Genomic DNA, 19,564 nt, shown 5'->3' with positions numbered 1-19,564 from the left:
AACAACCTGATGGGGGATTCATGTCAGTACGCCACTTGCCGCTGATTGCGGCATTGTTTGCCACACCCGCCCTGGCCGCCGATCCGGCCCTGTCCCAGACCATTCAACAGAACTACCAGAGCAAGCTGGCCGGACTGTTCGATCATTTCCACCGCAATCCCGAACTGTCCTTCATGGAAGTGAACACGGCCGCCCGTCTGGCCAAGGAATTGCGCGAGCTCGGCTACACGGTGAGCGAGCACGTGGGCGGCACCGGCGTGGTGGCGATCCTGAAAAATGGCCCCGGCCCGACCGTGATGATGCGCGCCGACATGGACGGCCTGCCGGTCGAGGAAAAGTCCGGCCTGCCGAACGCCTCGACCGTGAAGATGAAGGACCGCGAAGGCAATCTCTTCCCCGTCATGCATGCCTGCGGCCACGACGTGCACATGACCAGCCTGATCGGCACGGCCCAGATCATGGCGGCCACGCGCAGCAAATGGTCGGGCACCTTGATGCTGATCGGCCAGCCGGCCGAAGAGCGCGTCGGCGGCGCGGAAGCCATGATGAAAGACCACGTGTGGGAGCGCTTCGGCAAGCCCGACTATGCGCTGGCCCTGCACGTGCTGTCCGATATCGAAGCCGGCAAGCTCGTGGTCGTCGACGATGCCGCCTGGTCGGGCAGCGATTTCGTCGACATCACCGTGCACGGCATCGGCGCGCACGGCGCCTTCCCCCACATGGGCAAGGACCCGATCGTGATCGGCTCTGAAATCGTGCTGGCCCTGCAAACCATCATCAGCCGCGAGAAGGCCCCGCGCGAAGCCGGCGTGATCACGGTCGGCTCCTTCCACGGCGGCACCAAGAACAACATCATCGGCGACCGCGCCGAGCTGCAGCTGACGGTGCGTTCCGAAAGCGCCGAGACACGCAAGCTGATGCTCGACGCGATCAAGCGGGTGGCGGTCAACACCGCGCGCGCCGCCGGCGTGCCCGAGGACAAATTGCCCGAGGTGAAATACGGCCCCTCGACCCCGCCGACCCTGAACGACGCCGCCCTCGCCCAGCGCGTGCGCACGGCCTTCGCCAAGCACTTCGGCAACGGCATCTTCATGGACGGCTACAAGCGCCTGCACATGGGCGCCGAGGACTTCCCCTACTTCACGCAGGAACCCTATATTCCGAGCGTCTACTTCGCCGTGGGCGGCACGCCCAAGGCCGCGCTGGACGCCCAGAAGAAAGGCGGCGCCCCGGTGCCGTCGAACCACAGCCCGCTGTTCAAAGCCGAGGCCGAGACCGCCATCCGCACGGGCGTCGAAGCCACCGTCACCGCCCTCTACGACCTGATGAAGAAAAAATGAACACACTGCGCCTGCTTCCCCTCGTGGCCGCCCTGCTGGCCACCCCTGCCTTCGCTGCGGACAAAGACCTGACGGCCTCGGTGGCCAAGACCTACCAGGACAAACTCGGCAGCCTGTTCCAGCATTTCCACAGCCATCCCGAACTGTCCTTCATGGAAGTCGAGACCAGCAAGCGCCTGGCCCAGGAGCTGCGCGAGGCCGGCTTCAGCGTGACGGAGAAGGTCGGCGGCACCGGCGTGGTGGCCATGCTGAAGAACGGCCCCGGCCCGCTGGTGATGGTGCGCGCCGACATGGACGCCCTGCCGCTGCAGGAAAAGAACGAGCTGCCCTACGCCTCCAAGGTGGTGGCCAAGGATCACGAAGGCAAAACCTTCCCCGTCATGCATGCCTGCGGCCACGACACCCACATCACCGGCCTGGTCGGCACCGCCCTCTACATGGCCCAGAACAAGGGCAAATGGTCGGGCACGCTGATGCTGATCGGCCAGCCGGCCGAAGAGCGCGTCGGCGGCGCGCTGGCGATGAAAAAGGACAAGCTGTACGAGCGCTTCGGCAAGCCCGACTATGCGTTCGCCTGGCACGTCAGCGCCGACGTCGCCAGCGGCACCCTGGTCGCCTCGGAAGACGCCGCCTACTCGGGCGCCGACTCGGTCGACATCGTCGTGAAAGGCATCGGCACCCACGGCGCCAGCCCGCACAATGGCAAGGACCCGATCCAGATCGCCAACCTGATCTACAACGGCCTGCAGACCATCATCAGCCGCGAGAAGGCCCCGCGCGAGCCGGGCGTGATCACGGTCGGCTCCTTCCACGCCGGCACCAAGCACAACATCATCTCCGACGAAGCGCGCCTGCAGCTGACCGTGCGTTCCGAAAACCCGCAGACGCGCAAGCAGCTGCTGGACGCGATCGAGCGCGTGGCCAAGAATGCAGGCCGCATGGCCGGCATGCCGGAAGACCTGCTGCCGACCGTGATCGTGGGCGAGCACACTCCGCCGACGGCGAACGACACCGCCCTGGCCAAGCGCCTGAAGGCCGCGTGGGAGAAGCGCCTCGGACCGGGCGTGGTGGCCAGCACCTACACGCGCGACGGCATGGGCGCCGAGGACTTCCCCTACTTCACGGAAGACCCGTACATCCCGAGCGTGTACATCCGCGTGGGCGGCACGCCCAAGGCCGTGATCGACGCCGCCAAGGAAGGCAAGGCCACGATCGGCTACAACCACAGCCCCCTGTTCAAGGCCGACGCCGAAGCCGCGATCCGCCTGGGCGTGGAAGCGACCGTCACCGCCCTGCTCGACCTGATGCCAAAAAAGTGACGCCAAGATAAATCGGGGTCAGACCCCATTTATCCAGAAAGAAAAAACCGGGGCCTGGCCCCGGTTTTGTTTTGCGCGCCGCGAAGGATCAGGCGGCGCTCAGGCCGAGCACGGCCAGCACGTAGAGCGTGATCACGAGGATGGCGACAAACAGCAGCGTCACCGTGCGCCACAGCGCGCCAAAGCGGCCCACGCCATAGGTGCCGCGCAACTGCCGGTACATGTGGATCGGCGGGATGAAGACGAAGGCCATGCCGGCCGTGCCGTTGAAGCCGAAATGACCAAGCACCGCCACCACCACGAACAGCAAGGCCATGAAGGACAGCGAATACAGGGTGAAGACGGCGTGGTCGTACATGGTCACGCCGCGCTTGAACGGGAACAGCAGCCACAGGAAGGGCACCGAAATCGGCACCAGCAGGAAGGCGTATTTGTAGGCGGCGTTCTTCAGCTTGTACTTGGCCAGCTCGGGATTGTCCATCGCGTGCGCGCCGGCCTTGTCGATCCAGTCGACGCCGGTGTCGATCTTGAAGCCCTGGCTCAGCTCTTCGATCACGACGTCCTTCTCTTTGCCTTTGGCGGCCTTGTCCTTGGTGCTGGCGCTCAGTCCGGCCAGGGTCACCCCGGCCGCCTTCAGCGCGACCTTGTTGCGCTCGGCCTCGGCCTGCAGTGCGCTCAGGTCCTGGCCGGCCGCCTGCGCCGCCGCCAGGCGCGTCTCGATCTCGCTCTTGATGCGCTGCTCCTGGGCGATGGTGTTGCGCAGTTCGGTACGCGCCTGCTCGCGCCCGGCCTCGTCGAGCTTGGCCTTGTCGGCATTGCCGATCGCCCAGGAGACGACGAAGAACATCAGGAACACCATGAACAGGAACAGGGCCAGCGGCGACACGAAACGCGTGCGCTGGCCGTCGATGTAGCGGCGCGTCAGTTCGCCCGGCTTCCAGATCAGCAGCGGCAGCGTGCGCCAGCCCTTGGCGTCGAAATGCATGGTGCCGTGGGCCAGTTCTTCGCCCAGGTGGAGGATGGAGCGATGCAGGTGGCCCTTCTGGCCGCACTGGCTGCAATACGGACCGGTCAGCACGGCCTGGCAGTTGGCGCACTGCGCCTCGGCCCCGCCCTGCCCCTTGCTGCCTTCGATTACGCCGGCCACCAGGGCCGCCTCGGCCAGATTACCGGCCGCGTCCACATCCATCGTCATGCCTGCCCCCATGATGCCAAAACATCATGATAGCAGTCTGCACTCAATCGACAAAGACGCCCGCGGCGATACAGTATTCGTCGACCTTTTGCGCGTACACGCGGCGCGGTGCGAATTGCTGGCTGGCCGGATTCGGCCACTTGAAGGCGACCCAGCCATTGCCCTCGGCCGTGTTGCAGGCCTTGATGATTTCCTTGTTGACGAAGATACCTTCGATATTGCGCACGCCGCTCATGTCCTTGCCGGCCATCTGCGGGTGGCGGCCATGGGCGAGCTGGACGCCGCCGCGGTTGGCCCAGAACATCACGACGTACAGGTCGCCATTGGGATTGAACTCGCTCACGCTGTTGAACACGCTGCGCGGGCGATTGAATTCGATGATCGCCAGCTCGCGCCCGAAGCGCTGCAGATAGTCGGCCGCATGCTGGACCAGCACGCGCGCCTGCTCCGGGCTGCTATTGCCCAGCGGCGGCACGACCGGCTTATTGGGCGGGGGCGCGGGCTGTCCCGCCAGCATCGCTGCTGTCAACCACACTGCCAAAGCTGCCACGTCGCACTCCACCTGTCGAATCCCGGCACCATTGCCGAGGCCGTTCATTGTAGTAAAAGTGCGCGGCGTTTAGGGTATTGACGGCGTGATTTATTCTGTATCGGGCTGGCGCGACGGATGGGCCGCGGCAAAGGCCGGCAGGGCCTCGCAGGCGGCGTGGATGCGCATCACCGTCGGATACGGCGTCAGGTCGATCTGGAAGCGCTGGGCGTTGAACACCTGGGGCACCAGCACGCAGTCGGCCAGGCCCGGCTGCTCGCCGTGGCAGAAGCTGCCGGTGGCGGCGTCGCGCGCCAGGTGGGCTTCGAGGCCGCGCAGGCCTTCGCTCACCCAGTGCACATACCAGGCGTTCTTGGTTTCCTCGCTCAGGCCCATCGGCCCGGTCAGATAGCGCAGCACGCGCAGATTGGCCAGCGGATGGGTGTCGCAGGCGATCATCTGGGCCAGGGCGCGCACGCGCGCGCGGCCAGCCGGATCGGCCGGCAGCAGCGGCGTGGCCGGGTGGGTCTCATCGAGGTATTCGATGATGGCCAGCGACTGGGTGATCAGCTGGCCGCCGTCGTCCAGCGCCGGCACCAGGCCGCTCGGATTGATGGCGCGGTAGGCCGGCTGCAGCTGCTCGCCGCCGCCCTTGAGCAGGTGCACAGGCAGCATCTGCGGCTGCAGGCCCTTGAGCTGCAGGGCGATGCGCACGCGGTAGGCGGCCGAACTGCGGAAGTAGGTATAGAGCTTCATGCTTTCAGGCCCGGTAGGGAGCGACCTGCTGATCGATCGCGCCGAAGATGCTGGCGCCGTGCGCATCGTGCATCTCGATGCGCACACGGTCGCCGAAATGCAGGAAAGGCGTCTGCGGCTTGCCGCCTTCGATGGTTTCGTACATGCGCACTTCGGCCAGGCAGCAGTAGCCCACGCCGCCATTGGCGATCGAGGAGCCGTGCAGGCTGCCCTGCTTGTTCGAGACGGTGCCGGAGCCGATGATGCTGCCTGCGCCCAGTTCGCGCGTTTTGGCCGCGTGCGCCACCAGCTGGGCGAAACTGAAGGTCATGTCCTCGCCCGCGTTCGGTTTGCCGAAGGGCTGGCCATTGAGCGCCACCAGCAGCGGCAGATGGACCTTGCTGTCGGCCCAGGCGGCGCCCAGTTCATCGGGCGTGATGCAGACCGGCGAAAACGCGCTGGCCGGCTTGGACTGGAAGAAGCCGAAGCCCTTGTTCAATTCGGCCGGGATCAGATTGCGCAGCGAGACGTCGTTGACCAGCATGATCAGGCGGATGGCCTGGGCGGCCTGCTCCGGGCTGGCACCCATCGGCACGTCACCAGTGATGATGGCGACTTCGGCCTCCAGGTCCACACCCCAGTCTTCGGACAGCACGGCGATCGGATCGCGCGGGCCGACGAAGCTGTCCGAGCCGCCCTGGTACATCAGCGGGTCGGTGTAGAACGAAGGCGGCACTTCGGCCCCGCGCGCCTTGCGCACCAGCTCCACGTGGTTGATGTAGGCCGAGCCGTCGGCCCACTGGTAGGCGCGCGGCAGCGGCGAGTGGCAGGCCGCCTCATCGAACGGCTGGGCGTGGCGCGCAGCGCCGTGGTTGAGCGCCGTGTAGACCTCCTCCAGCTGCGGACGCACGCGCTCCCAGTGGTCGAGCGCGTACTGCAGATTGGGCGCGATATCGGGGACGGCCTGGCATTGGCTCAGGTCGCGCGCGACCACCACCAGGGTGCCGTCGCGCTGCTGCGATTTCAGGGTAGCGAGTTTCATCGTTCAATCAGCCTTGCGTGTTTTCGTGCATCCAGGCCGCGTGGCGCGGCGCCCGTTTGGTCTGCGCCCATTCATTGAGCATGTCCCACTTCACGGCGTCGAGCTTTTCCATCATCTCGGGCGTGCCGGTATTGCAGGCCAGTTCGAGGCGGTGGCCGTTCGGGTCGAAGAAGTAGATCGACTTGAAGATCGTGTGATTGGTCGGGCCGATCACTTCGATGCCGGCCGCCTCCAGGCGCGCCTTGGTGGCCAGCAGTTCGTCCATCGAGCCGACTTCCAGCGCCAGGTGCTGCACCCAGGGCGGGGTGTTCTCGTCGCGCCCCATCGGCTGCTGGGTCGGCAGTTCGAAGAAGGCGAGGATGTTGCCGGCACCAGCGTCAAGGAAGACGTGCATGTAGGGATCGTGGGCGCCGGTCGAGGGCACCTTGTCTTCGGCGATGGCGAGCACGAAGCGCATGTTCAGGTGTTGGCAGTACCACTCGACGGTTTCTTTGGCGTCCTTGCAGCGGTAGGCAACGTGGTGGATTTTCTTCACGAGCATGGGAACCTCCCTTGGGGAAGCCCCTATTTGACTGCAAATCGTTCTATCATACAAACAATATTTTTCAATCGATTTATCGGACTTTCTTATGAATCCTACGCTGCGCCAGATGCGCGCTTTTGTCGCCCTGGCCAAGACCGGCAACTTCACCCAGGCGGCCGACTACCTGCATGTGACGCAGTCGGCCTTGTCCGGTCTGATCAAGGAGCTCGAGGCGACGCTGGGCGCGCGCGTGGTCGACCGCAGCACGCGCAAGGTGACGCTGACCGAGATCGGACGCGGCCTGTATCCGCTGTTCGCCAAGATGCTCGACGACCTCGACGTGGCCCTGCAGGACGTGGCCAACAAGACCAGCCTGCGCCAGGGCCTGGTGCGGGTGGCGGCGCCGCAGCTGATGTCCTGCACGCTGCTGCCGCAGGTGATGGCGGCCTACCGGGTCCGCCATCCCGAGGTGCAGGTGCGCCTGGTCGACGCGCCGGTGGAGAACGTGGCCGCGCGCGTGCTCAGCGGCGAGGTCGATCTGGGCATCGGTCCGGAGCGCGACCCGATGCCGCAGATCGCCGCGCGCCAGCTGTTCGAGATGCCCTTCATGCTGGTGGCGCCGCACGGCCATCCGCTCAATCGCAAGCGCCGCCTCGTGTGGGCCGATCTGGCGCAGTATCCGTTCATTTCGCTGCAGGGCCAGTTCACCGAAAGGCTGATCACGGACATGCACGCCAGCCCCGAAGTCGCGCTCCATCCGGCCAATGAAGTCACCTTCATGACGACCGCGCTGGCCATGGTCAGTGCGGGGCTTGGCATCACTGTCTGCTTGCCGTATGCTGAGCCGCTCGTGAAACTCTACCAACTGCGTATGCGCCTGCTCCACGAACCCGAACTGACGCGCCGCTTTTTCGTCACCACGCGCGAGGGGCGCTCGCTGTCGCCGGCGGCGGAAAGCTTCATCAGCTTCCTGTTCGAGTTTGTCGGGCGCCTGCCCGCACAGCGCTGAGCATGCGCGCCCTGCTCGCCCTCTGCCTGCTGCTTTGCGCCTGGACGGCGCGCCGATGCGCTGGTTTGGCATGATCGGCATTCGTACCCGGGTTGACCATGCATGACACCACCGCCCTGAATCAGGCCATGGACCATTTCGACGGCCACGACAACGTCTGGCTGTTTGGCTATGGCTCGATCATCTTCAAGGCCGACTTTCCCTATCTGGCGCGGCGCCCGGCCCATATCCTCGACTGGCAGCGGCGCTTCTGGCAAGGCTCGCACGACCACCGCGGCACGCCCGCCGCGCCGGGCCGCGTGGTGACGCTGGTGGAGGCGCCCGGTGCGCGCTGTGCCGGCATGGCCTATCTGATCACGCCCGAGGAATTCGCCCATCTCGACCACCGCGAGAAGAATGGCTATCTGCGCGTGGTCACGCCGATCCACTTTGCCGAAGGCGGCGTTGCCGATGGCCTGACCTACGTGGCCGCACCCGACAACGCGGCCTGGCTCGGCCCCGCCAGCGAGGCCGATATCGCCGCCCACATCGCGCGCGCGGCCGGCCCCAGTGGCCCCAACCGCGCCTATCTGCTGGAGCTGGCCGCCGCCCTGCGCGCGCTCGGCGAAGACGATGCCCATATCTTCGCCATTGAACAGCATCTGATCCGCCTGTCCTCGTGAGGAGCCCCATGCTCGACGACCGCAAAGCCCAGTTTCTGTCCTCCCTGTTCGGGGTGCTGTATGCCGTGATGTACACGCTGCAGGCTGGCCCCGCCGATGCCAGCAAGCCGCTGGCGCGCGGCCAGATCGAGGGCCTGGCCCTGATCTTCCTGATGCCGCTCGGGATACGCCTGCTGCAGCGCCTGACCGCGCACCTGATGGTGCAGCGCGCGGCCCTGCCCCAGGCCCATGCGCGCTTTCTGAATTTTGCGCCGTTCAGCTATCTGGCCTTCTTCGCCGGCTACTGGATGGTGCCAACCCTGGCCGCGACCTGCGCCCTGTGGGTGCTGGCTGGCGCCATCCAGGGCCTGATGTTCCTGGCCGTGCTGCGCGCCGATGAACGCGACCGCCTGGTCGCGACCGACAAATTCATCGCCCTGCTGTTTCTGGTCTCCGGCTTCTCGGCCCTGATCTACCAGGTGGTCTGGCAGCGCGTGCTGTTTTCCACCTTCGGCATCAACAGCGAATCGGTCACCGTGGTCGTCTCGGTCTTCATGTTTGGCCTGGGTCTGGGCTCGCTGGCCGGCGGCTGGCTGCAGCAGCGCCTGGCCGGACGCCTGCTCGAACTGTTCCTGGCGCTGGAAGTGGCGATCGGCGTGTACGGGGTGTTCAGCCTCGACCTGATTGCCGCCGTCAGCCATGCGGCCGGCAGCACCTCCACCGCCAGCCTGGTGTTCTGGGTCTATCTGATTCTCGCGATTCCGACCCTGCTGATGGGTGCGACCTTGCCGATTCTGGTGGCCTGGCTGCAGGGCTATCTGCACAACATCGGCCGCTCGGTCGGGCTGCTGTACGCGTTTAACACGATCGGTTCGGCCATCGCCGCCTTCGCCACCGTGCAGGTGCTGTTCGTCTTCACGGGTCTGCACAACACGGTGCTGGTGGCGGCCTGCTGCAACTTCGCCACGGCGGCCCTGATCTACGGCGCCAGCCGCACCATCGGCCGCCTGGGCCGCCAGGCGCCGCCGGCCAGCACCGACAGCGTGCCCGCCGCACCGGGACAACTGTCGTTCGGCTTCATGTTCGTGGTGCTGCTGGCGATCGGCTACATCGCCCTCAGTCAGGAGATCCTCTGGTACCGCGTGCTTGGCTTCATGACGGCGAATAAGCCGCAGGTGTTCGGCCTGCTGCTGGCGGCCTATCTGGCCGGCGTGGCGAGCGGCTCGCTCAAGTCCAAGGCCCTGTGCGAATCGAACGAAGACCTGCACGCCTACGTGGTGCGGGCGCTGGCCTGCGCGGCCGCCGTGTTCTACTTTGCGCTGCCGATCACGGCCCAGGTCACGGCGCACCTGAACAAGGATTTTGGCGCCCTGGTCGGCTATGCGCTGATCGGCATCGTCGCCTACTTCAGCGGCGGCATCCTGCCGATGCTGATCCACCTTGGCATCGCCGATAAAGGCCAGGCTTCGACACGCGCGATGTCGCTGCTGTACTTCGCGAACATCATCGGCGCCACCGCCGGCCCGCTGCTAACCGGCTTTATCCTGCTGGACCGCTACACGCTCGAACAGAACATCACCCTGCTGTCGCTGGCCACGCTGGTGCTGCTGGTCCTGCTGGTCTACAAAGTGCCGACCACGCTGCGCTACAAGAAGCTGGCTCTGTTCCAGCTTGCCCTGCTGTCGGCCGTGGCCTGGCTCGCGCATGGCCTGCTGTTCGACCGCCATCTCGAAAAGCTGCAGTACGCGGTCAGCAATCCGCCGCCGTTCAAGCACGTCCTCGAGAACAAGAGCGGCATCATCACCGTGGAAGCCGGGGTGGCCGACATCATGTATGGGAACGGCATCTACGACGGGCGCTTCAATATCGATCCGCTGCTGAATGTGAACCAGATCGACCGCACCTTCATGATCGCCGCCCTGCACCGCAAGCCCGAGCGCGTGCTCGATATCGGCCTGTCGACCGGCTCGTGGGCGCGCATCGTCAGCGACTACCTGCCGCTGAAAGAGCTGGTGGTGGTCGAGATCAATCCGGGCTACCGCCAGATGATCGAGAACTATCCGGACATCGCCAGCATGTTCACGCACGAGAAGCTGCAGCTGAACGTGGACGACGGGCGGCGCTGGCTGCGCCAGCATCCGGACGAGAAGTTCGACTTCATCCTGATGAACACCAGCTACCACTGGCGCGCCAACATGACCAATCTGCTGTCGGCCGAATTCCTCATCTTGTGCAAGCAGCACCTGAAGGAAGGCGGCGTCATGTACTACAACACGACCGGCTCGCGCGACGTGATCCGCACGGCGGCGGCCGTGTTCAAGCACGTGGTCACCTACTCCAATTTTGTCGCCGCCAGCGATGCGCCCTTCGACATGACGCCCGAGGAGCGGCGCGCCAATCTGCTGCAGTTCGTCGACAGCAAAGGCGAGGCCGTGCTGGACCGCGACGCGCGCACGCGCCAGATGCTGGCCACGCTCAGCGCAATGAAGCTCAATGAAGTCGGCGACAGCGTGCGCACCGACGCGCGCCTGTGGACCATCAGCGACGACAATATGGCCACCGAATACAAAACCGTGCGCTGATCAGAACAGGGCCAGCTGGTCCGGATTGGCCGAGGGCGGGCGGAAGGCGCTGGTATCGAGCTGGCCGACGCGCGTGCGGTGTTCGCTGGCCAGCCCGTGGCGCTGCACGGCCTTGGCGAAGCGCTGGGCGATCAGGTCGGCCCAGACGCCCTCGCCGCGCATGCGCTTGCCGAAGCTGGCGTCGTAGTCCTTACCGCCGTGGATCTCGCGCACGCGGTTCATCACGCGCTGGGCGCGCTCGGGAAAATGCGCCTGCAGCCACTGCTGGAACAAGGGGTTGACCTCGTGCGGCAGGCGCAGCACCACATAGTGTGCGCTGACGGCGCCGGCATCGGCCACGGCTTCGACGATGCGCTCCAAGTCCGGCTCGGTGATGAAGGGGATGACGGGGGCGATGCTGACGCCGACCGGAATGCCGGCATCCGTCAGCGTGCGGATGGTGCGCAGACGGCGCAGCGGCGTGGTCGCGCGCGGCTCCAGCGTGCGGGCGATCTCGGGATCGAGCGTGGTGAGCGTGATGGCGACGATGGCCTGATGGCGCGCCGCCATCGGCGCCAGCAGGTCGATATCGCGTTCGACCAGGGAGGACTTGGTGATCAGCGCGACCGGATGCTGGCAGTCGTGCAGCAGCTCGAGAATGCGGCGCGTGATGCGGCGCTCGCGCTCCACCGGCTGATAGGCATCGGTGTTGATGCCGACCGAGATCGGCTCCGGCACATAGCCCGGGCGCGCCAGCGCCGCGCGCAGCAGCTCGGGCGCGTTGACCTTGGCGACCAGGCGGCTTTCAAAATCGAGCCCCGGCGACAGGCCCAGATAGGCGTGCGTGGGCCGCGCAAAACAGTAGATGCAGCCGTGCTCGCAACCGCGGTAGGGATTGATGGAGACGCCGAACGGAATGTCGGGCGACTGGTTGTGGCTAAGGATGGACTTGGCCACTTCCTCGGTCACGTGGGTGCGGAACGGGAGCGGGGCTTCGTCCTCGCTGGCGGTGTACCAGCCGTCGTCGGCGCGTTCACGCAGCTGGACCTCGAACCGGCCCTGCAGATTGCTGACGGCGCCACGGCCTTTGAACGGTGCGGGATGCGACATCCAAATACTGTATGCGCATACAGTATCAATGTCAAGGGCGCATGCGGGCCAGAACCCGCGCCACGAAGCGCTCAAAGCCATCGAGCAGCGGCAGGTAGCGCGCGGGCGCGGCTTCCAGATCGGCCAGCGCGAGGCAGGCCGCCTCCAGTGTCGACAGCTGGTGCGGCGCATGCGCCTTGCGGATCGCGTAGCGTGACGGCGGCACCGAGGCCAGCGCCATGCGCGGCAGCGCCGCCAGCGGCGGATTCAGATGCAGCAGCTTGCGGCTCTTGCGCCAGGTGGCGTCCAGCAGCACCAGACGCAGGGCCGCCGGCGCATGCTGCGCCCGCGCGTCCGGCGCGCCCGGATACAGCAGCAGCGGCTGACGCCCATCGGCATACAAATGCTGTTCCAGTAAGGCCGGATCGAACTGTTCGCCCACCAGCGTGGTGCAGCGCGCGAGGCTAAGCTGCAGCAGGCGCGCGCTGCCCTTGGCGGCGCCCGTTTCGAGCGGATGCTGCAGGATCAGCACATCGACATCATTGGCGACTGCGGGCGCGCAGTCGCACACGCAGGCGGGCAGCGGCCGCTGACAGCGCGGACAAAGAGGACGGGAGGGATTCACGGCTGCGATTATCGCACTGCTGAGCTTGCCCCAGCTTTGGCTCATGCATAAAATGGCCGCACCATGTTTCCGTTTTCGTCCAGCCTGGCGCGCCTGCTGCTGCCTGCCCTGCTTCTGCTGCCCGCCCACGCCCAGGAAGCCGCGATGCCGGTCGACGCGCGCCTGAACGAGCAGGTGCTGATGGTCCCCGCTGGACCGAATGGCAAGACCGAACTCGAAACGACGATCTTCCGGCCGAACGGGCCGGGGCCCTTCCCGCTCCTGATCATCAACCACGGCAAGCAGCCCGGCGATCCGCGCCTGCAGCCGCGCGAACGCTTCATCTTTCTGGCCACCGAATTCGTCAAGCGCGGCTACGCGGTGATGGTGCCGATGCGCCAGGGCTTCGCGCATTCGGGCGGGCGCTATCGCGACTACGGCTGCGACATGATCGCCCACGCCTATGCCCAGGCCGAGGATGTGCTGGCCGCGATCCGCTTCGCGCGCGAGCAGACCTGGATCGACAGCGAGCAGATCGTGGTGGCCGGCCAGTCCTACGGCGGCCTGGCCTCGATGGCGGTGGCGGCGATGGATGAAGCGGGCGTGAAGGCGGTGATCAATTTCGCCGGCGGCCTGCGCTACAAAGACGAACAGTGCGACTGGCGCAGCGGCCTGCAGCAGGCCTTTGCCCACTTTGGCCGGAATAGCCAGATTCCTTCGCTGTGGCTGTACGGCGCCAATGACTCCTACTTCAGCCCCGGCTTCGTGCGCAGCCTGTACCGCCGCTATCAGGACGAAGGCGGCGACGGCGAGCTGGTGGCCTACGGCGCCTTCCGCCAGGACGCGCACAAGATGGTGGCCAGCCGCGATGGCGTAAAAGTGTGGCGCGAACCGGCGCTGCGCTTTCTGGCCGAGCGCGCGCTGCCGACGCGCGAAATCTATACCGTGCTGCCGCCGCCGGCCCCGCCGGACAGCCGCTATGCCGCCCTCGATGATGTGCAGGCCCTGCCCTTCGTGAAGGAGGACGGGCGTGCCGCCTACCGTGCCTTTCTGGCCACGCCCGCGCCGCGCGCGTTTGCGCTCGCGCCCAGCGGCGGCTGGAGCTGGGTGGAGGATGGCGAAGATCCGGCGCGCCAGGCGCTCAGTCTGTGCAAGAAGAAGAACCGTCAGGCCTGCCGCCTGTATGCGGTGGACCACAGCGTTGTCTGGAGCCCCACACCATGAACACCCTGCGCCTTGCGACCGCGGCCGATCTGGACTGGATCAACGCGCGTTATGCGGAGATCGACTTTCTGCCCTCGGACGACAGCCATGTGCTGGTGCTGGCCGAAGTGGATGGCGCGCCGGCCGGCATGGGCCGCATCGTGCCGACCGGCGCCGGCACTGGGGAACTGGGCGGCATGTATGTGCTGCCGGCGTTTCAGGGGCGCGGTCTGGCCCAGCAGATCGTGCGCATGCTGCTGCAGCAGCCGGGTTTCGATCAGCTGTACTGCGTGCCCTTCGCCCACCTCACGGCCCTGTACGCGAGCCTGGGCTTCCGCCCGGTCGGGCTGGATGCGCAGGTGCCGGCCGAAGTGGCGCACAAATTCCAGTGGTGCCAGGGGCATTACCCGCAGCCGGTGGCGCTGATGCGCTGGGACCGGTCAGCGTGATTTGACGGGCACGGCCAGCGGCGCCGCCTCGCGCGGGGCGAACAACTGCTCCACACTGCTGGCCAGCACCTGCGGCCGCGGCGGCACATCGCCCAGGGCCACGCTGGCACGGTAGTCTTCCAGCGCCGTACCCAGGGCGGCGGTGCGCAGCAGCAGTGCGCCGGGCGCCGCTGCAGGCGCCATGCCGAAGCTGCCGATCTCCTGTGCCAGCGCGGCGGCCCGCGCAGCCAGCGGCGCGGTCTGGAACCAGACATCGGCCACCCTGCCCTGGCTGCCGTCGCTGCGAGTGAAATCACCGAGCAGACCAAGCACATTCCCCGCATCGACCACGCTGCTGGCCTCGGCCCGCAGCGACAGGCTGGCGATGCCCAGGGCGTCGAGGCTTTGCAGCTCATCAGCCGTGCTCTGGCCATCGGCGTTCGTGTCCTGCCATACCTGCAGCTGGGCGAAGCCGGCGTCCTGCGCGTCGATCCGGCCATCACCGTTGCTATCGAGCGCGGCCAGCGCCGCGAAGCCATTGGCCGCGCCGCCGGCACTGCCGAACAATTCGCTGCCATCGTCGATGCGGCCATTGCCATTGCGGTCCAGGACCAGCAGGCCATCGCCCGCGCCGACCCAGCCGGTGGCAACGGCGCTGCCCTCAGCGCGCAGGTCGAAACGCACGCCGGCCGTCACGGCCAGGCTGTGGATGCCGTCGCCATTCAGGTCCAGCACCAGCGGGGTGGCGAAGTCCATCGCCTCGATCTGGCTCGTCGTCAGCGCGCCGATCTGGGCCGAGCTCAGGGCCTGGATCTGGTCGGACGCCAGCGCACGCAGCTCGGCCAGCGTCATCGCGCGCATCTGCGCGGTGCTGAAACCATTGCGGATCTGGTCGGTCGTGAGCGCGCGGATCTGCGCCGTGCTGAAGCCGGGGATGGCGGCGCTGCTCAGGGCCTGCAGGTCTTCGGTGTCGAGTGCGGCCACGGCGGCCGTGCTCAGACCCAGCAGCTGGCGCGAGCCGAGGGCGGCCGCCTGCACGCTGGTCAGGGCCTCCACCTGGGCCGCACTGAAGCCGCGCAGCTGGGCGCTGCTGAAGGCGGCGACGGTCGCACTGGCCAGCGCGGCGACGATCTCCGTTCCCAGCGCCGCCAGCTGCGCGGAACCAAGGGCTACGGCCTGCTGACTGCGCAGGCCCGGCCACTGGGTCGAATCGAGGGCCTGCAGCTGCGCGCTGCTGAAGGCCGCGATGGCGGCGCTGCTGAAGGCGCCCACCTGATCGGAACTCAGCGCATGCAGCTGCGCGCTGTTCAGCGCCGCAATCTGCCCGGTGCGCAGGCGCGCGATGGCGGCCGTGCCAATGCCCGCTACCGCCTCGCTGTGCAGGGCCGCCAGGGCCGCATTGGCCAAGGCCGGCCACTGCTGGGTACCGAGGCCCGCCAGCTGGGCGGAGGTCAGCGCGTCGGCCTGGCTGCTGCCGAAACCGGCGACAGCGCTGGTGCTCAATGCCGCCAACTGTTCGCTGCGCAGCGCCGCCACCTGGGCGCTGCCGAGCGCCGCGGCCTGGCCGTCGCTCAGGCCGCGCAAGGCGGCGCTGCTCAAAGCGGCCACGCTGGCACTGGCCAGCGCATCGATGCTATCCGTGCCGATGCCCATCAGCTGACGGCTGCCGATCGCCGCTGCCTGGGCCGTGCCAAGTGCGCCGATCTGGCTGCTGTCCAATGCCCGCAGCTGGCTGCTGGCCATGGCCGCCAGGGCCAGCGGCGCCAGCGCAGCGATATCGTCGCTGCCCAACGCCGCCAGTTGGCTGCTGCGCAGCGCGGCGGCCTGCTGGGTGGTGATGGCCGCAATCTGCTGTGTGGCCAGGCCGGCCAGCGCCGCCGTGCCGAGCGCCGCGATGCTGCTGGTCGACAGCGCCTGCAGCTGCAGACTGCCGAGCGCCGCGATCTGCGTGCTGAGCATGGCCGCCGCCTGCTCGCTGCGCAGGCGCGCCAGCGCCGCCGTGGCCAGCGCCGCGATGTCAGCCGAATCGATTGCCGCCACCGCCTGCGGCAGCAGGGCCGCCAGCTCGCGCGAGCCGAAATCGGCCAGCTGGTCGGAGCCGAGCGCCTGCGTCTGGGCGCTGTCGATCGCGGCCAGCGCCTGGGTGGTCCAGCCGCCAAACTGGGCGCCATCGAAGGCGGCCATCTGCAAAGTACTCAGTGCGTCGACCTGCCAGGACTGCAGGCCGCTCAGGGCGTTGCTGCGCAGGGCCTGCAGATCGTCCGTGGCCAGCGCGGCGACGGCCGCCGCGCTCAAGCCAGGCAGCTGGCGGCTATTGAGCGCCGCCGCCTGCGCCGTGGTCAGCGCCACCGCCTGATCGCTCCCCAGGCCGCGCAGCTGCTGCGAGGCCAGGCCCACCAGGGCGGCCGCATTCAGGGCGGCCAGGTCCTCGGTTTCCAGCGCCGCCAGCTGGGCCGAACCAAGGGCCGCCAGCTGGCGCGAATTCAGGCTCGCCGCCTGCCAGGTGGACAGGGCGCGCAGCTGGGCGCTGGTGAGCACCGCCACATCGGCCGTGGCCAAGGCATTGAGCTGAGCGCTGCCCAGCGCCAGCACCTGATCGGTGCCCAGCGCCAGCATCTGGTCGGTGCGCAGGCGCGTCAGCACCGTGGTCGCCAGCGCGGCGATGCGGTCGGTCTCCAGCGCCGCCAGGCTGGCCGGCGCAATCGCCAGCACCTGCTGCGAGCCAAAGGCCGCTACCTGATCGCTGCCCAAGGCGGCCAGCTGATTCGAATCGAAGCCGCTGACCGCCGCGGTCGACAGCGCCGCCAGCTGGCGCGTGCCCAGCATGACCAGTTGGGCCGTGCGCAGCGCCGCCGTCTGGCGCGAGCCCAGCGCCGCCACGGCCGCCGTGGCGAGCGCGCCCAGATCGGCCGTTTCCATATTTGCCAGCGCCAGTGTACCGAGGGCCGCCATCTGGCGTGCCGTCAGCTGGGCCGCCTGGGCCGTGCCGAGCGCCTGCACCGCGTCCGAACCCAGGGTCGCCAGCTGCAAGGTACTCAGGCCCGGAATGGTGGCGGCCGGCAGCGCCGCCAGCACGGCCGTCGGCAGCCAGGCCAATTGCGCACTGCTGAATGCGGCGATCTGATTCGAACGCAGGCCCTGCACCTGGGCCGTGAGGAAGGCCGCGAGCTGCGCGCTGTTCAGGGCCGCCAGGCCGCCCGTGCTCATCGCCAGCATCTGGCCGCTGGACAGCTGCTGGAACTGGTCGGTGCTCAGCGCCGCCATCTGTTCGGTGCGCAGACGCGCGATGGCCGCTGTGGACAGCAGGCCGATGTTATTGCGTTCGATGGCGGCCGCCGCGGCGCTCGACAAAGCGGCCGCCTGGGCCGGGGCCAGGGTGGCGACCTGCAGCGAGGTCAGTGCCAGGGCCTGGGCCGTGGTCATGGCGCGCAGCGCCGTCGTGCTGATCGCCAGCAGCTGGCGGCTGCCGATGGCCACGATCTGGTCGGTGCCCATGGCGGCCAATTGGTCGGCGCTGAGCGCGGCCATGGCCTGGGTGCCGAAGGCCGCCCACAGGTTCGGATCAATCGCCGCAATTGCACTGGTGCCGATGGCGGCCAGCTGGCGCCCGTCGAACGCCGGGGCCTGCAGGGTATTCAGCGCGGCAGCCTGGTCACTGCGCAGGGCCGCCAGCTGCAGCGTGCCAAGGCCGCGCAGGGACTGGCTGCTCAGGGCCGCCACGTCTTCCGTCTCGAGCACGCGCCATTGCTCGCTGCGCAGGGCCGCCAGCTGCTGCGATTGCAGGGCCGCGGCCTGGCCCGTCGACAGGGCCTGCAGCAGGGCCGTGGACAGCGCGGCGACGCCGACGGCGGCAATCGCGCGCACCTGGGCGCTATCGAGCGCGGCGAGCTGGGCGCTGCTCAGGGCCTGCCATTCCTCCGCGCGCACGCGGCCGATGGCGGCCGTGCTCAATTGGCCAATGGCGTTGGGGTCGAGCGCTGCGAAGGCGGCCGAACTCAGGGCCGCAATCTGCAGCGAGGTCAGGCCCGCGACCTGCTCCGAGCGCAGCGCCGCCGCATTGGCCGAACCGAGACCGGCCAAGGCCGCACTGCTGATCGCGGCGAGCTGGCGGCTGTCCCAGGCGGCGCTCTGGGCGCTGCTGATCTGCGCCAGCTGGCGCGAGGTCCAGCCCGCCATGGCTTGCGTGCTCAGGGCAGCCAGATCGTCCGACACCAGGGCCGCCACGGCCGCCGTGTTGAGGGCGGCCAGCTGGCGGCTGTTCAGCGCTGCCGCCTGGGCGGTGTTTAGAGCCTGGGCCTGGTCGCTGGCGAGCGCGGCGAACTGCAGCGAGGACCAGCCGGCCAGCGCGCCCGGCGCCAGTGCCGCCAGCACGTCCGTGTGCAGGGCCGCCACCTGGCTGCTGCCCCACCCCGGCAGCTGGCGCGAGGCCAGCGCGGCCGCCTGCCAGCTGCTGAGCACCGCAATCTGCGCCGTGTTCATGGCAGCCAGCACGGTGCTGCCCAGCGCCGCCATCTGGCTGCTGCTGACGGCCTGCCACTGCGCCGTGTTCAGCGCCAGCACCTGCTGCGAGCGCAAGCGGCCAAAGCCGTCGGCATCGATAAACGGAATGTCCTCGGTATCAAGACCGGCCAGGGCCGAACTGGACAGGGCCAGCACCTGCACACTGCTGAGCGCATCGAGTTGCTGGCTGGCGAGGGCGCGCGCCTGCTCGCTGCCAAGCGCCGCCAGCACCTGGGTGCGCAGCGCGGCCATCTGCTCGCTGCCGAGCGCCGCCATCTGATCGCTACGCAGACCCGCCACCTGCTCGGCGCGCAGGCCGGCCAGGGCCGCGCTGCCGAGCGCGCGCAGGGCATCGGTCGCGACGGCGCCGAGGATGGCGCTGCTGAGTGCGCCAAGCTGGGTCGAGCGCAGACCGGCCAGCTGGGCGGTGTCGAGCGCGGCGCTCTGCTGGGTATCGAGCCCCTGCAGGGCTTGCGTCGTCAGCTGGGCGAATTGGGCGGCGCCCAGCGCCAGCAGCTGCTCGCTGCGCAGCGCATGGATCTGGGCCGAGAGCAGGCCGGGCAGCGCGCGCGTGCTCAGCGCGGCCAGGTCCTGGGTCTCGAAGGCGGCCACGGCGGCAGTGGCAAAACCCGCCATCTGCTGGCTGCCGAGGGCAGCGGCTTGGTCGGTCTCGAGCGCGGCCACCTGATTGCTGTCCAGCCCCAGCAACTGAAGCGTCGCCAGGGCGGCGATCACCGCGCTCGACAAGGCCGCCAGGTCTTCCGTCTCCAGCGCATGCAGCTGCGCGCTTGACCAGCCGGCCAGCTGGCGGCTGCCAATTGCACTGGCCTGAGCCGTGGTCAGGGA

At 67.9% G+C, this 19,564-nt stretch carries 16 protein-coding genes; 8 read left to right on the top strand and 8 right to left on the bottom strand.

Translation table 11 applies throughout. The annotated features are described in order from the left end of the window. Positions 1-20 precede the first annotated feature (20 nt). Together LZ005_RS02355 and LZ005_RS02350 are read left to right on the top strand one after the other, a co-directional pair. The gene (locus tag LZ005_RS02355; RefSeq protein WP_237804284.1) at positions 21-1,340 is read left to right on the top strand and encodes an amidohydrolase; all 1,320 of its coding nucleotides are present in this window, start codon (positions 21-23) and stop codon (positions 1,338-1,340) included. Continuing rightward, on the top strand, positions 1,337-2,659 hold the full coding sequence (locus LZ005_RS02350) for a M20 family metallopeptidase (RefSeq protein ID WP_237804282.1): 1,323 nt from the start codon (positions 1,337-1,339) through the stop codon (positions 2,657-2,659). Before LZ005_RS02355 ends, LZ005_RS02350 begins: the two co-directional genes overlap by 4 nt. Before the next feature lie 88 nt (positions 2,660-2,747). Here the strand turns inward: LZ005_RS02350 and LZ005_RS02345 are convergent, their stop codons facing one another. The 5 genes from LZ005_RS02345 to LZ005_RS02325 form a co-directional block, all read right to left on the bottom strand. Continuing rightward, on the bottom strand, positions 2,748-3,854 hold the full coding sequence (locus tag LZ005_RS02345; RefSeq protein ID WP_237804280.1) for a DUF3667 domain-containing protein: 1,107 nt from the start codon (positions 3,852-3,854) through the stop codon (positions 2,748-2,750). 43 nt (positions 3,855-3,897) lie between these two features. Further along, a complete protein-coding gene (locus LZ005_RS02340) occupies positions 3,898-4,404 on the bottom strand; it encodes a cache domain-containing protein (RefSeq protein ID WP_237804278.1) in 507 nt (168 codons plus the stop codon). A gap of 90 nt (positions 4,405-4,494) precedes the next feature. Next, positions 4,495-5,139, bottom strand: coding sequence for a maleylacetoacetate isomerase (maiA, locus tag LZ005_RS02335; RefSeq protein WP_237804276.1), 645 nt, complete (start codon positions 5,137-5,139; stop codon positions 4,495-4,497). Positions 5,140-5,143: 4 nt separating this feature from the next. Beyond that, positions 5,144-6,160: a fumarylacetoacetate hydrolase family protein gene (locus LZ005_RS02330; protein ID WP_237804274.1), complete on the bottom strand. Its 1,017-nt coding sequence runs from the start codon at positions 6,158-6,160 to the stop codon at positions 5,144-5,146. A gap of 7 nt (positions 6,161-6,167) precedes the next feature. Next, a complete protein-coding gene (locus LZ005_RS02325; RefSeq protein WP_237804272.1) occupies positions 6,168-6,701 on the bottom strand; it encodes a VOC family protein in 534 nt (177 codons plus the stop codon). A gap of 88 nt (positions 6,702-6,789) precedes the next feature. Between LZ005_RS02325 and LZ005_RS02320 the strand changes: the two genes are divergently transcribed. The 3 genes from LZ005_RS02320 to LZ005_RS02310 all read left to right on the top strand — a co-directional run bounded on the left by LZ005_RS02320 (position 6,790) and on the right by LZ005_RS02310 (position 10,915). Beyond that, positions 6,790-7,692 carry a LysR family transcriptional regulator gene (locus LZ005_RS02320; RefSeq protein WP_237804270.1) on the top strand — a complete coding sequence of 301 codons (903 nt, stop codon included), beginning with the start codon at positions 6,790-6,792 and terminating at the stop codon, positions 7,690-7,692. A gap of 98 nt (positions 7,693-7,790) precedes the next feature. After that, complete coding sequence (locus LZ005_RS02315) at positions 7,791-8,354, top strand: gamma-glutamylcyclotransferase (protein WP_237804268.1); 564 nt, start codon at positions 7,791-7,793, stop codon at positions 8,352-8,354. Positions 8,355-8,362: 8 nt separating this feature from the next. After that, a complete protein-coding gene (locus LZ005_RS02310) occupies positions 8,363-10,915 on the top strand; it encodes a methyltransferase domain-containing protein (protein WP_237804266.1) in 2,553 nt (850 codons plus the stop codon). Here LZ005_RS02310 and LZ005_RS02305 read toward each other — a convergent pair whose 3' ends face one another. Together LZ005_RS02305 and LZ005_RS02300 are read right to left on the bottom strand one after the other, a co-directional pair. Continuing rightward, positions 10,916-12,004: a PA0069 family radical SAM protein gene (locus LZ005_RS02305; protein WP_237804264.1), complete on the bottom strand. Its 1,089-nt coding sequence runs from the start codon at positions 12,002-12,004 to the stop codon at positions 10,916-10,918. 31 nt (positions 12,005-12,035) lie between these two features. After that, positions 12,036-12,653 carry a tRNA-uridine aminocarboxypropyltransferase gene (locus tag LZ005_RS02300; RefSeq protein WP_237804262.1) on the bottom strand — a complete coding sequence of 206 codons (618 nt, stop codon included), beginning with the start codon at positions 12,651-12,653 and terminating at the stop codon, positions 12,036-12,038. A gap of 18 nt (positions 12,654-12,671) precedes the next feature. On the opposite strand from LZ005_RS02300, the gene LZ005_RS02295 reads away from it, so the two are divergent. Both LZ005_RS02295 and LZ005_RS02290 read left to right on the top strand, forming a co-directional pair. Further along, positions 12,672-13,811, top strand: coding sequence for a dienelactone hydrolase family protein (locus tag LZ005_RS02295; RefSeq protein WP_237804259.1), 1,140 nt, complete (start codon positions 12,672-12,674; stop codon positions 13,809-13,811). Then, positions 13,808-14,239: a GNAT family N-acetyltransferase gene (locus tag LZ005_RS02290; RefSeq protein WP_237804257.1), complete on the top strand. Its 432-nt coding sequence runs from the start codon at positions 13,808-13,810 to the stop codon at positions 14,237-14,239. The genes LZ005_RS02295 and LZ005_RS02290 overlap by 4 nt, the downstream gene beginning before the upstream one ends. On the opposite strand, the gene LZ005_RS02285 is transcribed toward LZ005_RS02290, so the two are convergent. Next, on the bottom strand, positions 14,231-19,489 hold the full coding sequence (locus tag LZ005_RS02285; RefSeq protein WP_373889294.1) for a heme utilization protein: 5,259 nt from the start codon (positions 19,487-19,489) through the stop codon (positions 14,231-14,233). The two genes, LZ005_RS02290 and LZ005_RS02285, sit on opposite strands and share 9 nt — an antisense overlap. Between LZ005_RS02285 and LZ005_RS21850 the strand changes: the two genes are divergently transcribed. After that, positions 19,449-19,550, top strand: coding sequence for an AgrD family cyclic lactone autoinducer peptide (locus LZ005_RS21850; protein ID WP_373889293.1), 102 nt, complete (start codon positions 19,449-19,451; stop codon positions 19,548-19,550). The two genes, LZ005_RS02285 and LZ005_RS21850, sit on opposite strands and share 41 nt — an antisense overlap. Positions 19,551-19,564 lie beyond the last annotated feature (14 nt).

The organism is Massilia sp. TS11 (assembly GCF_022012445.1).
Lineage (GTDB): Bacteria > Pseudomonadota > Gammaproteobacteria > Burkholderiales > Burkholderiaceae_D > Telluria.
Note: the sequence above shows the minus strand (reverse complement) of the source record. Positions and strands in the feature narration are given on the sequence as shown.

Bases quoted from the DNA above. Each gene is read 5' to 3' on its own strand.
- LZ005_RS02350 (WP_237804282.1), top strand. From the start codon at position 1,337: ATGAACACACTGCGCCTGCTTCCCCTCGTGGCCGCCCTGCTGGCCACC.
- LZ005_RS02325 (WP_237804272.1), bottom strand. From the start codon at position 6,701: ATGCTCGTGAAGAAAATCCACCACGTTGCCTACCGCTGCAAGGACGCC.
- LZ005_RS02300 (WP_237804262.1), bottom strand. From the start codon at position 12,653: ATGAGCCAAAGCTGGGGCAAGCTCAGCAGTGCGATAATCGCAGCCGTG.
- LZ005_RS02315 (WP_237804268.1), top strand. From the start codon at position 7,791: ATGCATGACACCACCGCCCTGAATCAGGCCATGGACCATTTCGACGGC.
- LZ005_RS02320 (WP_237804270.1), top strand. From the start codon at position 6,790: ATGAATCCTACGCTGCGCCAGATGCGCGCTTTTGTCGCCCTGGCCAAG.
- LZ005_RS02345 (WP_237804280.1), bottom strand. From the start codon at position 3,854: ATGACGATGGATGTGGACGCGGCCGGTAATCTGGCCGAGGCGGCCCTG.
- LZ005_RS02290 (WP_237804257.1), top strand. From the start codon at position 13,808: ATGAACACCCTGCGCCTTGCGACCGCGGCCGATCTGGACTGGATCAAC.
- LZ005_RS02330 (WP_237804274.1), bottom strand. From the start codon at position 6,160: ATGAAACTCGCTACCCTGAAATCGCAGCAGCGCGACGGCACCCTGGTG.
- LZ005_RS02295 (WP_237804259.1), top strand. From the start codon at position 12,672: ATGTTTCCGTTTTCGTCCAGCCTGGCGCGCCTGCTGCTGCCTGCCCTG.
- maiA (WP_237804276.1), bottom strand. From the start codon at position 5,139: ATGAAGCTCTATACCTACTTCCGCAGTTCGGCCGCCTACCGCGTGCGC.
- LZ005_RS02305 (WP_237804264.1), bottom strand. From the start codon at position 12,004: ATGTCGCATCCCGCACCGTTCAAAGGCCGTGGCGCCGTCAGCAATCTG.
- LZ005_RS02310 (WP_237804266.1), top strand. From the start codon at position 8,363: ATGCTCGACGACCGCAAAGCCCAGTTTCTGTCCTCCCTGTTCGGGGTG.
- LZ005_RS02355 (WP_237804284.1), top strand. From the start codon at position 21: ATGTCAGTACGCCACTTGCCGCTGATTGCGGCATTGTTTGCCACACCC.